We start from the raw sequence: 15,175 nt of genomic DNA on the forward strand, positions 1-15,175 counted from the left end.
ACTTCGCTCCGATGTACAAGTATCTGAACGAAGAAGGAATCCGTACCAAAGTCTGGTACTGCTCCGATTTCTCGATCCGGGGCGTTCAGGACCGGGAGTTTGGCGTGAAGGTTAAGTGGGACATCCCGCTTCTGGAAGGATATGAGTACCGTTTTTTCAGGAATTACTCCCCGAAAAAGTCAGAACTGGGCAGCTTCTGGGGGCTGATCAATCTGGGAATACTCTGGAATCTGTTTACGGCACCCCGTTCGGTTATTGTCGTTCATGGCTGGAATTACTTCACGCATTTTTTCGTCCTGCTGCTCGGCAAACTGAGAGGCCATACCGTCTGTCTCCGCTGTGAAATGCCATTCAGTCAGGAATTGCTGAAAAAGGGGCTCAAACAGCGAATAAAGCAGGCTGGTCTCAAATATATTCTCTTTCCGAGAGTCGATTTTTTCCTTTACATCGGCACCCAGAACCGTATGTTTTACGAAAGTTATGGCATTGCTCCGGGCCAGTTAATTTTCTGCCCTTATTCAGTCGATAACCGGCGATTCCGGAATGAATTTGAAAAATTAAAGGGAGACAAAACTTTAATTAAATCGAAAATAGGTGTTCCGGCCGACGGAAAAATTATCCTGTATTCGGGGAAATATGTAAGCAAAAAACGTCCGCTGGATGTCATCGAAGCCTTCAGCCGTTTGTCGCTGCCGAGTACCTGGCTGATTATGGTAGGAGAGGGCGAATTACGACCGGAAATGGAGCGAATGATTAAAGAGAATGGGCTTAAAAACGTCGTTCTGACTGGCTTTATCAACCAGTCTGCTATTTCGGAATATTATTCGATCAGTGATGTCTTCGTCATGTCTTCGGAAGCCGGCGAAACCTGGGGTTTGTCCGTAAACGAAGCCATGAGTTTTGGCCTTCCCGTTATCGTTTCGGACCTGACAGGGTGTTCGTCTGATCTCGTTCAGAACGGACAAAATGGATATATCTTCCGGACCGGTGATGTAAATGATCTAAAAGATAAGCTGGAACAGGTGCTGCTTAATCAACGCTCTTTTCACCGGGAAATCAGTCGCGAACTTATTGAAAAATATAGCTATCAATCGGTTGCCGCCAACATTCAGCTGGCCGCCGTTTGATTTTAACGAGTTTAGTTATGGTCGGGAGTTTACCCATAAACGGAGACTATTCACTGCTCAGAAATCAACTGCTTCTTAAGCGAGGCATCTGGGTGTATCTTCTGTTGCTCATTTTTGAAGGGGCGCTGCGGAAGTGGGTATTGCCTTTTCTGGCTACTCCGCTCCTGATTGTGCGGGACCCGGTGGCGCTGTGGCTCCTGCTGGCCGCCTGGAAGTTCGGCTTTTTCAGGTGGAACGGCTACTCGGCCGCCATGATTGTCCTTAGCCTGATTGGAATTGTAACGGCGGTTCTGATCGGCCACGGCAACCTTTACGTCGCCCTCTACGGAGCCCGGCTCTACATCCTTCATTTTCCGGTGATGTTTGTCATCGGTACGATTTTGAACTATGAGGATGTCGTGCAAATCGGCCGCACGATTCTTAAAATCGCTATTCCTATGGCTATTCTGATCGCCCTGCAATTTTATAGTCCGCAGTCGGCGTGGGTGAACCGGGGCATCGGCGGAAATATGGAAGGGGGCGGTTTTTCTGGCGCACTGGGGTATTTTCGCCCGCCCGGAACGTTCTCGTTCACGAATGGAAATACGTTGTTTTTCAGTCTGGTGGCGCCGTTCGTTTTTTATTTCTGGCTGAATGCAAAAGAAATAAACAGACTGATTTTAATTCTTGCCACGATTGCCCTTCTCGCCGCCATCCCGCTGTCGATCAGCCGCACCTTGTTTTTCAGTGTTACTATTACCGCGCTTTTTTCCGTGTTTACGGCCGTTACCCGGCCCCAAAATGCCGGGAAACTAATGCTGGCCTTTGTACTGGTACTGGCGGTCTTTTTTATGCTTTCCCAGATCAGCGCGATTGATACGGCCCTAAACGTATTTACGCATCGATTCGAAGGGGCTAATAAAGCGGAAGGCGGTTTAGAAGGGGTGGTGGGCGACCGTTATTTTGGTGCCATGATTTATGCCATTTCAGGCAGTTATAATATTCCTTTTTTCGGGTTTGGATTAGGGGCAGGGACCAGCGTAGGGGCCATGCTGGTTTTGGGCACAGCCGGACTTCAGTTTGGCGAAGACGAGTGGACACGCATTACCGGCGAAATGGGATTCCTGATAGGTATTCTCGTTATTCTAACCCGATTGCTATTTACCCTTAATCTTTTGACGGACAGTTTTCGACGGATGAAATCGGGCCGGTTACTTCCGTGGATGCTCGTCAGCTTTTGTGTATTAAATATACCACAGGGTCAATGGGCTCAACCGACTTCATTAGGCTTTAGTGTGCTCGCTGGTGGTCTGGTGTTGGCTGCTTTAAAAAAGTAATAATCAAACGCATTTAAGATCAATACTCTCGACATGAATATAGCCTTATGTATCAATCGTCTTGCTCTCCTTGGGTTAGGCGTTACAGTATCTTCGCTGCTTGATAATTGCTCTGATTCAAATAAGCTGCATTTGTGGTTTTTGTGCTCTGATTTAAAAGCAAAGGATAAGGCGCATATTCAATGGCTTCTGAATGCAAAAAGCTTTAAAGGAAAATATACCTTTGTTGATTTTGATTCGTTTAAAACGTTCGGTCGTTATCGATCTCTGCATGGTGACTGGACTCCGTATGGAAGATTACTTTTGCCAGATATTATAAAAACGGGTAGAGTTTTGTATCTGGATGCAGATTTAGTTGTGGAAGCTGATGTTTTTACCGTTAGTGAGTTCAATTTCAGTGGAAGTCCTATAGCAGCAGTGGAAGACGGAACATTGAAAACTGCTTTGGAAAAAGATTTTTTCATAAAAAAGCTCGGTTTACCACCAGCTCTTAGCACCTTTAATTCTGGCGTCATCTTTATTGATATCGACGAATGGCATAAACAGGATATCAAATCGCAATGGGCCGCCATCGCGGAACAACACGGTAACGAGCTTTTGTCCTGCGATCAGGCTTTATTAAACGTCATTTTTGCGGGTAAATTCGCGAAGCTTCCCCGCTCATTTAATTGCCCGTGGTATCCCGAAAAGGCCAGACCTGCCTTTGGAAACCGGATGATTCTTCACTTTGTCGGTTCACCCAAGCCGTGGGATTTGTTTGGCTCTTTGATTCACAACGGCTATCCGGCCTGGCAGAAGTATCTGCACCCCGAATGGATGCGGGCAATCGGGCGATTTTCCTACCGCGAATTTCATCGAACCTGGAGTATCAGGCGGTCTTATATGCGGGTCATCTCCAACAAGATGCAGCGTAGCGCGCCATCATGAGGGGTGAGCCTACCGAACTAATCAAGTCTGGAACCATTCCTAACTGACGCGGCTGTGAACATTGTCTTTTTTACCCATCCCGACTTTCTGAAGCATCAAAGTATGCCTCGTTTTGCGCGCCTGCTGGCGGAAGGTATGCAGCAGCGGGGGCATACGGTAACGTGCTGGTCGCCCGAGGCTTTTTTCCTGAACGCAGCGAAGGGGCCAGCAGCGCAGAAGTGGCTGGGTTATCTCGACCAGTACGTTCGGTTTCCGCTTCAGGTGCGCCGCCGGCTGAAGCAGTGCCCCGACGATACGCTGTTTGTCTTTACGGACCACGCGCTCGGTCCCTGGGTGCCGCTGGTCGCCGACCGTCCGCACGTGATTCACTGCCACGACTTTATGGCCCAGCGGTCGGCCAGGGGCGAGATGGCCGAAAACCCAACGGCTCTGTCCGGACGGCTGTACCAGGGCTTTATTCGCCGGGGCTACCGGGCCGGAAAAAATTTTATCTCCGTTTCGGAGGTGACACGGACTGACTTGCACCGGTTCCTCAGCGCCCGGCCGGCCCTTTCCCGGGTGGTGTACAACGGGCTGAATCAACCCTTTGTGCCGACCGATGCGGTGATGGCAAGGCAGCACCTGGGCAGTCGCCTCGGCCTCGACCTGACGGACGGGTATGTACTGCATGTAGGCGGCAATCAATGGTACAAGAACCGGCGGGGAGTCGTGGAAATCTACAACGCATGGCGTACCCGCAGTTCGCAGCGGCTGCCTCTGCTGATGATCGGCACCGCCCCGACGACAGAACTGCTGGAAGTGCAGGAGCAATCCCGGTTTGGCGACGATATTGTCTGGCTGAACGAACCCGAGGATGAGGCGGTCCGGCTGGCTTATGCGGGGGCCGCGGTTTTCCTGTTCCCGTCCCTGCTGGAAGGGTTCGGCTGGCCGGTCGCGGAGGCGATGGCCGCCGGATGTCCGGTCATCACGACCAACGTGGCGCCGCTGACGGAAGTCGCCGGCGAAGCCGCTTTTCTGATTCCGGTGCGTCCGAAACAGCAGGCGCAGGTGCCGGACTGGGCTGCCGACGCCGCGGTGGTGCTTGAGCAGGTCCTCGGACTGTCGTCCTGGCAGCGCGGGCAGGTAGTGGCCGCCGGTTTCGCCAACGCCGCCCGTTTTGACCCGTCCCATATGCTCGACCAGATTGAAGCTATTTATCAAGCGATTTTTCAGGAGAAAAAAAACTATGAACATACTCCAGGTCATCAGCAGCATGAATCCGAAGGTCGGCGGCCCCTGCCAGGGCATCCGGAACTACATGTCCGTTAAGACCGACGCAATGGTGTTTCAGGACGTGGTGAGTCTGGACGACCCGGCGGAGCCGTTTCTGTTGCAGGATTCGTTCCGGATCATCGCCCTCGGACCCAGCAAAGGGCCGTGGCAGTACAGCAGCCAGCTTACGCCCTGGCTCCACGAAAACCTGCACCGCTACGATGCCGTGGTCGTGCATGGCCTCTGGCTGTACCACGGCTATGCGGTCCGGAAAGCGATTCAGCGCCTGAAAGACCGGCAGGAGAAAGCGCCCAAACTGTTCATGATGACGCACGGCATGCTGGACCCGTATTTCCAGCGGGCGTCGGACCGTAAACTGAAGGCGCTGCGCAACTGGCTTTACTGGAAACTCATTGAACATAAAAGCGTGGAAGCGGCCGACGGACTGTTTTTTACCTGCCAGAAAGAATTGCAGCTGGCCCGCAAGCCGTTCTGGCCTTATCACCCCCGGCGCGAAATAAACGTAGGCTTCGGCATTGAGGCTCCCCCGGCGTTCAAACGGACGATGGAAACGGCTTTTCTGGAAAAATGCGTCGCGGTGGCGGGACGGCCTTACCTGCTTTTTCTGAGCCGGATTCACGAGAAAAAAGGCGTGGAGATGCTGGTAGAAGCGTATGCCACCCTTCTGGAAACGGCGCTGGACCCCGAAGCCCTGCCAGCGCTGGTCATTGCCGGACCCGGTCTGGAAACGCCCTACGGCCGGAAAATCTGGCAAACGGTCCAGAACAATCCGCTGCTGCGGGCGTCGGTTTTCTTTCCCGGCATGCTCAGCGGAGACGCCAAATGGGGCGCGCTCTACGGCGCGGAAGCGTTTGTGCTGCCCAGCCATCAGGAAAACTTCGGCATTGCCGTCGTGGAAGCGATGGCCTGCGGCCGGCCGGTCCTGATTTCGAACCAGATTAACATTTGCGACGAAATTGAACAGGCCGGGGCGGGTCTTGTCCAGACCGACACCCTGCCGGGAACAAAGGCCCTGCTTCAGCAGTGGCTGGACAGGCCGGTCGTCGAGCGGCAGCAGATGGCCAGACGGGCGTATCAGACGTATGTGGCTAATTTCTCCGTGACCCCGGCAGTTAGCCAGTTCTGCGAAGCCATTCAATCCTGAAACCACACGCGATGCCTAACCAGAACACACATACCGGACCTTCCTTTTCGCTCAAAAACCGACTTGCCCGGTTGGTCTGGGGAGTTGTGGACGTAACCCTGTTCCGGCTGTCGCCCCGGCCGCTGCACGCGTGGCGTTCGTTTCTGCTGCGGTGTTTCGGGGCCAATGTGGGGCGGGGCGTGCATGTGTACCCCGGCGTCCGGATCTGGGCTCCGTGGAACCTCGACCTTCAGGACCAGTGCGGCATCGCCAGCGGCGTAACGCTGTACTCCCAGGGGCGGATTACGGTCGGACGGCTGGCGGTCATTTCGCAGGGGACGTATCTGTGCGCCGGAACCCACGACTACAACCAGCCGGGTTTTCCGCTGATTACCAGGCCGATCAGCGTGGGGGCGCACGCCTGGATTGCGGCCGAGGCTTTTGTACACCCCGGCGTCACGATTGGCGAGGGGTGCGTGATTGGGGCCCGGGCCGTTGTGACCCGGAGCATGCCGCCCTGGATGGTTTGCGCCGGACATCCCTGCGTACCCGTCAGGGGGCGGACGCCGCTGGAAACGGCCGGACTTACGAGTCAGGCTCATTAACTATTGAACTACCACACCTTAAACTGCGCATCAGATGGAAGCACTGGACCTTACCATTGTTATTCCCGTCCGGAATGAAGAAACCAACCTGCCCAACTGCCTCGCCGCGATTGGGCGAGACCTGGCCCGCCGGGTCGTGGTCGTCGATTCGGACAGTACCGACCAGACCTGCCAGATCGCCCGGACGTGGGGCGCCGAGGTCGTGGATTTTCACTGGAACGGCCTGTTTCCCAAAAAACGCAACTGGTACCTGCGCAACCACCGGCCGGATACCCGATGGGTCATGTTTCTGGACGCCGACGAATACCTGACGCCTGCCTTTACGACGGAGCTGCGGCAGGCGCTGAGCCGCACGGATAAGGCGGGTTACTGGCTGAGCTATACCGTTTATTTCATGGGCAAACGGCTCAAAGGCGGCTATCCCCTGCGTAAACTGGCCCTTTTTCGGGTCGGCGCGGGAGAGTACGAGCGCATCGACGAAGACCAGTGGAGCCGGCTCGATATGGAGGTCCACGAACATCCGGTTTTGGACGGCGAGGTGGGCATCCTCTACAGCAAAATCGACCATCAGGATTTTCGGGGCGTCAGTCATTACGTTACCAAGCATAACGAGTATGCCAGCTGGGAGGCCGAGCGCTTCATGAAGGCAACGGCCGAGGGGCAGGTTCACGGCACCTGGACCTGGAAGCAGCGCCTGAAATACCGGCTGATGCGCAGTCCGCTGATTGGCCCGGCCTACTTTTTCGGCAGCTTTTTTCTGATGGGCGGCTTTCGCGACGGTGCCCGCGGGCTGGCCTTTGCCATTCTGAAGATGGCCTATTTCACGCAGGTATTCTGCAAGATTCAGGAGAAAAGCCGCCGGCAGACGCTTGCCCGTCCGGTCATGCCCGCGCTGGGCCAGCCCGTGCAGGTCGGCTCCTGAGCCGGGCGTTTTACACGAAGTCTCGGCAATTCTAAATCGACTAACCAGCAACTGTCATGCTAACGATCGAACAGAGCCCCGGCATCCGCGACCATAGTCCGGCGGTTGCTTCTGCCTTTTTCAGGAAAGAAAAGTGGTCCGTTGGCGTGTTGCTGGCCCTGGCGACGGCCCAGTTGCTGTGGAAGCTCGGACAGAACAGCCTGGCCAACTGGGACGAAAGTGAATACGCCCAGATCGCCAGAGAAATGCTCCTGAGCGGAGATTTTCTGACGCCGAACTGGGGTTTTAAACCGAAGTTTCACCAGCCGCCCCTGTATGTTTGGTTTACCGTTGGTTTTTTTAAACTGGTTGGAATAAATGAGTTCGGAGCAAGGTTAGCTTCCGCATTGTCAGGAATAGTACTGACTCTGGTTACGTATTTTACGGGTAAACTTGTTTTCGATAAGAAAATAGCTTTTGTCGGCTGCCTGATTCTGCTTACCTCTTTTGGATTTGTAGATAATGCCCGGTTTGGTACAACGGATACTATGCTGGCTTTATTTATTTATCTGGCGCTGTATACTTTTTTATTAATTAATAAGAAAGGAGCTTGGTTGTGGTTGATTTCCTGCCTGTTTATGGCTCTGGCCGTTATGACTAAATCCGCCGGCGGACTTCTGGCGCCGATGATAATTTTTAGTTTGCTGCTGCTGGAAGGTCGTTTGCCCGGGTTTCTTTTAACAAAACAATTCTGGTTAGGGATATTGCTTTTTCTGGCCATTATTCTGCCCTGGCCGATTTACATGATCAGAACGCACGGGCAGGCATTTATCAATGATTTTTTCTTTTACCATATTCTGAATCGCTCCGCCAACGCCCTTGAAGGGAACAAAGGCGATAATTTCTTTTACATCTACCAGCTTGGGCACCGGTTTTATCCCTGGCTTTATACGGTGCCGTTCGCCCTGGCTTTTTTTATCAAGGAACTCCTTCACCGGCGGACGCAGGCTTTGCCGTTGTTTGTGACTGCGGTGCTCGTTTTTACGCTATTTACGCTGGTAAAGACCAAGTTATATTGGTATGTGGTGCCGCTGTACCCGGCGCTTTCCCTTTTGGTGGCCGCCGTCCTGACAGAAGCGATACGCACCGTTGATTCCGTAAATTTCGGGACACTCACCGCGATGGTGCTGCTCGCTTTTCTGGATGTAAAGTTGAAAGCAGTCGGAGTAGTGTGCTTCTCTGTGTTTATTATAACGATTTATGTTTGGCAGAAGCGAAAGCCAATGTATTATATTTCGGTAGCGCTTTTTCTATTTTCTATTCTTATGGCGCAGTACAAATTGAAACAGCTTTTCTCACCCGATATAGATGAAGTTTCGGTGCTTGCCAGCCGTCATGCGGGTCCGCAAACAGAAAAAGCTAAAACCCTGCTTCTATATAAAGGCATCGACTGGCCGGCGGCCTTATTTTACAGTAACCAAAATATAAAGCAGGTTGAAACGCCGCAACAGGTAAAAAGTTATTTAACAGAAAGCAGGGGCCGGGTGATGATTCTGGCAAAAAAAGATGCGGGTCATTTAGCCAGTTACTTTGCCATTCACACAATTTCTTCCACCAATCAATATCTTTTGATTGAAATAAAAAAGTGAGAAACAGATGCTTTTTGAAGGTGAAATTAAACAGAAATCAAGGCATTATGGCTGTAATTTAAAACTATAATAAGTCTTTACTCAATTAAATTTATGTCAATATGTTAGGGTGGCATAAGTGTTCTCCGTTGAAATTCTAATCCTGCGGTTTTTGGATTAGAAATGGATTAAAAAAAGGCAATTAATTGAGACTCGATAACGAATTGACCTTTTAATTAATAATTTTGTCGCCAGTTCACGGGGACACCTTCGCTCATATGACAGAAGCTGGGTATCCCTCATTTCTGCTACCTCTCGCAGTCCTTCCGTTAACCACGTAATGCACCGATCCGAAGCTTATGCGGCGGCAAAGTAGCCGTTGGCTCATGGCTTTGGAACCCTTTCCGGCAGGTACTCATGGCGCCTGTCAGCTCTGGAAACATTCTGAAATACCCGATTGCTTTTGATAAATGCCAAGTTATCCGAATGGATAGCTTGGAAGTACAAACTGTAACTTGACGATGAAAAAACTTTTCTATCTGCTGCTTCTGTGGCCGTACCTGAGTGGTTACGCCCTGGAACGAAACCCGTTGCGGGAAAGGTCCGGTTCGCACAAACCGGCTGCTTTCGACAACCCGGCCGTCGGTTTTACGTTTACGCTGAGTGCCGGGGCCCGCACAAGCGCCGGCGTTTTCGGTTCGGATGGAACTCTCCTCCGGACTTTATGGAGCAACGTCCGCTTCAACGCCGGAACGCATACCCGAACCTGGGACAAAAAAGATGACCTGGGCAATCTGGTCACCCGAACGGACTATGTCATCAAAGTTTTATCGAACAACGTCACCTATACCTGGGACGGAGCGAGCATCGGCAATACATCGGCCCAGCAGACCGGCTCCAGCAAGTTCCGGGGCTTCGACATCATCCACGACGCCGTTGCGGTAGGAACTTCCCTTTACTACTGTAACAATTACCAGGAGGGCCTGACCGCCAACTGGAAGACCAGCACGGGCAACACGACGTCCACTACGCAAATCCTGCCCAACGGAAGCAACAACTACACCAGCCAGGGATCGCAGTTTGTGGTCTCCGACGGTACTTATGTGTACTGGGGCGGGAGCGACGCTTCTCATTTTGGCGTAAGCGATTCGCCCTCGTATGTGTTCGCCACCAAAGTGAGCGACGATACCGAAGCCATTTTCAGCAGCGGAACGGCGCATACGGCAAACCACGGCCGGACTTACCAGAGCGTCATCAACAGGATGGTTTTTCCCATCAGCACCGGAATCGTCATCACCGGGCTGGCCGTTCAGAAGACCGGCAGCTACCTTTTCGTGGCCCGCAAAGACAACAACACCATTCACGTCCTGAACAAAACCACCGGAGCGGTTGTCCAGACCCTGAGCTTTACCGGCCCCGAGCGGCTGAAAATCAACCCGGTCAACGACAACGAACTGTGGATCATGTCCGGCGGAACGGTCAAACGGTACACCGTGCAAACCAGCGGTACGCTGTCTGCGGCCTCACTTACGCTGGCGGGGCTGGATAGTCCCGTTGCTATGGGAATTTCGCCGGATGGAGCCACCATCGTGGTTGCCGATGCCGGTACCAGCCAGCAGTTGAAAGCCTTCTCGACCGCTAACGGAGCCAGTGCCTGGACGTTCGGACAGCAGGGCGGCTACATGTCGAACCCCGATGTGCAGGATGCCAAGTTCTATTTTAGCGACCCGGTACGGTCGATGCGGACATTCATCACGTTTGAGCCGGGCGGGAGCTTCTGGGTCGGCGATCCGGGTAACTACCGGATTCAGAAGTACAGCAGCAGCCGCACCTGGCAGGACCGGATCATGTACCTGCCGCGTTCGTACAGCATTGCCGTCGATCCCAACAACCCGACCCGGGTATTCAACGAGTACCTTGAGTTTGCGATTGACTACTCCAAATCGATGCGGGACGGCTGGCGACTGGCGAAAAACTGGCGGGCCAGCATTCCGGCAGCGTATTTTCAGGATTTCATGGCAAACGTTTTTAAATCCGTTACGACGCTGTCCAACGGGCGGACCTACGCACTTCAGGAGAACGTGAACACCCACCGGCGGCATGTGGTAGAACTGCCGGCAGCGGGTTTGCCCCGGTTTACGGGTATCGAACTGGAGGTGTACGGGTTTGAAAGCATTGGTCCGGATGGCTCTCTCCGGTATGTTTCAGGCTTGTCCAATGGGGCACAGATCTGGTACAAACGAACGCTGAACGGGTTCGACGCAGCGGGTAACCCGCAGTGGGGACCTGCTCAGGAAACGGCCCGCTTCTCCGGCGATACCGGTGGGCATCCCATGACCCGGTATAGTGAAGGCACTCCCGGGCAGACGACCGCCAGCGGGCTCGTGATCAGTTTTGATAGACAGAAAGAAGAAAATGGGCATGGGGCTGGCTTCCACCTGGGAGCAATTCCGGTTGGCGGCTCCGACTGGAAATGGAAAACAGCGCTGGCAACCAACCGGGAGTACCGCGGTGATTTTCCGGACGACGGCCGGTTTGATACCGGAAATTACGGCAGTGAAACAGGAAATGCCGGGGGCGATGTTCAGGTGGTGGAAAACAACATTTTCTGGAATTACTACGGTGAGTTCTGGAAAGCGGGGCAGACCAATAAATGGCAGCATGTCGCTGATAATGGATTGATGGTAGGCCAGTTTGGCGTCACCAAATGGGACTCTGCCGAAGATTCTCCTCCGCAAATGGCCGGAAACGCCTTCTCTACCTCCGTGGTCAAAAGCGGCAGCGATTACTATATCCATCACAACGATGAGTTTTTTCATTCGGGCGTTCACCGGTGGAAAGTGAGCGGATTGAATACGATTCAGCTTCAGACGGCTACTATCGTGTCCAACCCGGTGTTACCGAACAACGGAGTTCACCTGATGGACGGCCTTCCGTTTATCGCGCCTTTAACGGACGGAACGGCGGGCTGGGTCCGCACGCCGGCGGCGGACGTTACAACCAACGAATACAGCACCTGGTGGACCGTAAAAACCGGCGTGAAGTCTTACAAGCGGGATTCGGTGGATATATACGCCAAGTTTCTGCAAAACTCAGGGACGGCTACCGTCGCCAAAGACCTGGGAACGTACACCAACCTCCCTTCCTGGAAAATGTCCGGGAAAGTCAGCTGGGACGGCAACAACGGCAACAACGGCCAGGGCGGAGGATGCTATTTCGAAGTTCTCGACAACACCGGTAAGGTCATTTCCCGCCTGCATATGGAGTTGGTTTGGGGAACGGTGCCCACCATCAAGGTTTTTACCAACAACCAGGTGATTGCCGAGGGACCGCACACGGCCATGTACGTCGTTACCAACAAAACGCAACCCTTCCAAATCAACGCGGCGACGGGAGGAATTACGTTCCGGTACGGTACCTACCCGGCTATAACGGTCCCGGTCTTCGACGCTTCGGCCAACTGGAAAGCTCCCAAAACGGTTCGGATGTATTTCTTCGGAAACGGCTCCAATTACGCACGAATCATGGGGCTGGGGAGCGTTCTGTTTCTGGCTGACGCACCGGCTCCGGAAAACGTAACGCCACCGGCCCCGCTTCTGGCGGCCGACGACGCGGCCAACACGCTGAGCGCTTCGAGTGCGCTGGGCATGTCCGAAATTCTGGTCAGCGTCAATGGTGGAGACTACACCGCCTATAGCGGCCAGATTCTGGTTGGAGACGTGTCCCGACCGGCGGGTTACTGGAAGTTCAAGACTCGGGCGGTGACGGGACGCAACGAAAGCCCGGTGGCCGAAAGCCCCGCCTTCACCCTGGCGCCCGTACCGGCTGCCGTGAACCAGCTTCCCTACGTGAATGCCGGAGCGGATCAGACCCTTGCGCTGCCGACCAGCACGGCCACCCTGACCGGCACGGCCAGCGATTCCGACGGCAGCATCGCCTCTTATGTGTGGAGCCAGCGAAGCGGTCCAACGCAACTGACCTTCACCAACGGCAACAGCGCTCTGGCTACTGTCAGCGGAATACAGGTGGGTGCGTATCTGCTGCGCCTGACGGTGACCGATAACCAGGGCGGAACGTCTTTCGCCGAAACCTCGCTCAATGTGCAGCCTGCGTCGCTGCCCGCCATCGTCAGTTTTAACCTGATTAATGCTACCAACGGGCAGGAAATCAGGGTGATAGCGCCCGGAGAGCAACTGAACCTGCTGAACCTGCCCACGCAGAACCTGGCTATCCGCGCCAACATCAGCATGGGCACCCCGACCGGGTCGGTGGTGATGAACCTGAGTGGCGCCCAGAGCCGCAGCCAGACGGATTCAAACGCCCCGTTTGCGCTTTTCGGCGATAATAACGGCACTTACACCTCCTGGACCCCGGTTGCGGGGAGTTATACGCTCACGGCTACGCCGTATACCGCGGCCAATGGAACCGGCACGGCGGGCACACCGCTCACGATCAGCTTCAGCGTCGTTCGGCCGGCCGCTAACCCGACGGGCAATTTCGACAAGGCCAATTGCAGCACGCTGGAAGGCTGGGCCGCCGACCGCAACCAGTTAAATACCTCCGTCAATGTGGACGTGGTCATTGATGGGGTGCTGGTGGCAACGGTCCCTGCCAATCGGTTGCGTTCGGACGTAGGAGCCGCGCTGAGAGACAACGGGCTGCACGGTTTCCGCTTTAATGTTCCGTCTGCTTACCAGCAACGGGGAACGCACACGGCTTCCATCCGGCTGGCCGGGACCAGTTACGTGCTGCCAAACTCGCCCCGCCAGTATACCTGCGCTACATCGGCCCGGATGGATACCAGCGGCGAAAAATCGGGAGGAGAGGTGTCGGCGACGGCCTGGCTGCTGTTTCCCAATCCGGTACAAAACAGCCTGACCATTGCGGTCCCGGCTCCATTTATGCCCGGTAACCTGCAAATGACCATCGTTTCGTCAACGGGCCGTCAGTTTGCCGTTCCGGCTCAGCTGATGGCCGCTGATAATCAGCAGATCACGGTGGATGTTCAGGGGCTGCAACTGCTCCCCGGCGTTTATTTCATTCAGATTTCGGACGGGCAGCGGCTATTGCAGACCATTCGTTTCGTTAAATCCTGAAGGGTATAAGGGCATGATAAAAACCGGGTCGGAAGGCCCGGTTTTTTATTTTTGAAGCAGAATAATCGAACCCGATTTGGAGAAGGTAGCGCTGGAAGGAATGTCCGGGCAGGTGTAGGTAACGGTATAAACGTAGTTGCCCGGCTCGCTGTTGACGCCGTTCCAGGTTACGTCCCTGCCGGCCATCCGGTATACCGCATTGCCCCATTTGTTGTAAATGGTCATGTTGAGTTCAACCCGCTGGTTCGCCTTGATCTCGAATACATCGTTGATTCCGTCACCGTTGGGCGTGAAGGCGTCCGGGACGTACAGGATGGGCCTGCATGGCTCTAGAAACGTGATCGTCTGGGTCAGAATGGCGCTGCCGGTCGTTGCCGTAATGCCCCACCAGACTTTCGATTCCCCCCCGAAAATGTCCTTGATGAGATCAATCGTGGTTTCGATCCGGGACACTTTGTCAACCAGAATCTCCAGCTTTTTGGAATTGCCCGTCCATTTGATGGTGAGCAGATGGTCTTTGCCGTCCGTGATGGAGGTGCCGTCGGGAAGAACGCTGACCGGCTTAACCAGACACAGATTCGAATCATGATTGGATTCCCCGTTGCGCTGAAGGGCCATATGGTCGAAACCCGGATCGCCGAGGTTGTGATTGCGGTAGGTATCAATCTCCGCCGCAATCGACGGAATCAGATTGTTGTAGCCCAGGCCGCTGCCAACCGACCCGAAAGCGTTGGCGCTTACTTTCTGGAGCACAAAGGCCAGGCCATCGCCGCCGCTCTCTCCGGCGCTTGGCTGAAGATTGATCGTAAAATTAAGGACGAAAGGATCACGCAGGTCGATCTGGTTCTGATGCCAGATGGCACCGCCCTGGTTAAAGCTGCGGGTTAAAATATAGCTGTTGTTCTGGCCAGAATTTGGCTGTGCATTTCTGACCAGGGTAAATTGACCGCGGGCAGATTTAACAAAGAAAAAAAAGCAAATGATGCAGACTGTTGAACGGTAAAGAAAATACTTCATCAGACCAACCTTCTTAGGGAAACAGAGAAAGATATGATTATAAGGGCATACAAATTCTGCATGTTCATCTCAATGATACAAATTTTTGGCTTGCTTTAAAAGAATTATCCATCGTTATTAATGCTATTTAGTAAAAGCAAAAAGAGGCTAATTTTTTTACTTA

The 15,175-nt window shown here is 53.7% G+C and carries 10 protein-coding genes; 9 read left to right on the top strand and 1 reads right to left on the bottom strand.

What is annotated here, in order from left to right:
- Window positions 1-104 precede the first annotated feature (104 nt).
- The 9 genes from ORG26_RS16245 to ORG26_RS16285 all read left to right on the top strand — a co-directional run bounded on the left by ORG26_RS16245 (window position 105) and on the right by ORG26_RS16285 (window position 13,995).
- Complete coding sequence (locus tag ORG26_RS16245; RefSeq protein ID WP_266363584.1) at window positions 105-1,127, top strand: glycosyltransferase family 4 protein; 1,023 nt, start codon at window positions 105-107, stop codon at window positions 1,125-1,127.
- A gap of 17 nt (window positions 1,128-1,144) precedes the next feature.
- A complete protein-coding gene (locus ORG26_RS16250) occupies window positions 1,145-2,443 on the top strand; it encodes a hypothetical protein (RefSeq protein WP_266363586.1) in 1,299 nt (432 codons plus the stop codon).
- A 33-nt stretch (window positions 2,444-2,476) separates the two neighbouring features.
- Complete coding sequence (locus tag ORG26_RS16255) at window positions 2,477-3,370, top strand: glycosyltransferase family 8 protein (RefSeq protein ID WP_266363587.1); 894 nt, start codon at window positions 2,477-2,479, stop codon at window positions 3,368-3,370.
- A 102-nt stretch (window positions 3,371-3,472) separates the two neighbouring features.
- Window positions 3,473-4,678: a glycosyltransferase gene (locus ORG26_RS16260; protein ID WP_266363589.1), complete on the top strand. Its 1,206-nt coding sequence runs from the start codon at window positions 3,473-3,475 to the stop codon at window positions 4,676-4,678.
- Window positions 4,596-5,786, top strand: a complete 1,191-nt coding sequence (locus tag ORG26_RS16265) for a glycosyltransferase (protein ID WP_266363591.1) — start codon at window positions 4,596-4,598, stop codon at window positions 5,784-5,786. The genes ORG26_RS16260 and ORG26_RS16265 overlap by 83 nt, the downstream gene beginning before the upstream one ends.
- 11 nt (window positions 5,787-5,797) lie before the next feature.
- Window positions 5,798-6,370: a DapH/DapD/GlmU-related protein gene (locus ORG26_RS16270; RefSeq protein WP_266363593.1), complete on the top strand. Its 573-nt coding sequence runs from the start codon at window positions 5,798-5,800 to the stop codon at window positions 6,368-6,370.
- Between the two features lie 34 nt (window positions 6,371-6,404).
- Window positions 6,405-7,292, top strand: a complete 888-nt coding sequence (locus ORG26_RS16275) for a glycosyltransferase family 2 protein (protein WP_266363595.1) — start codon at window positions 6,405-6,407, stop codon at window positions 7,290-7,292.
- 56 nt (window positions 7,293-7,348) lie between these two features.
- Window positions 7,349-8,920 (top strand): ArnT family glycosyltransferase, encoded by a 1,572-nt coding sequence (locus ORG26_RS16280; protein WP_266363597.1) that lies wholly within the window; start codon window positions 7,349-7,351, stop codon window positions 8,918-8,920.
- A 500-nt stretch (window positions 8,921-9,420) separates the two neighbouring features.
- Window positions 9,421-13,995, top strand: coding sequence for a PKD domain-containing protein (locus ORG26_RS16285; RefSeq protein ID WP_266363599.1), 4,575 nt, complete (start codon window positions 9,421-9,423; stop codon window positions 13,993-13,995).
- Window positions 13,996-14,040: 45 nt separating this feature from the next.
- On the opposite strand, the gene ORG26_RS16290 is transcribed toward ORG26_RS16285, so the two are convergent.
- On the bottom strand, window positions 14,041-15,012 hold the full coding sequence (locus ORG26_RS16290) for a lectin-like domain-containing protein (protein WP_266363601.1): 972 nt from the start codon (window positions 15,010-15,012) through the stop codon (window positions 14,041-14,043).
- Between the last annotated feature and the right edge of the window lie 163 nt (window positions 15,013-15,175).

It is taken from the genome of Tellurirhabdus rosea (assembly GCF_026278345.1).
GTDB classification, from domain to species: domain Bacteria; phylum Bacteroidota; class Bacteroidia; order Cytophagales; family Spirosomataceae; genus Tellurirhabdus; species Tellurirhabdus rosea.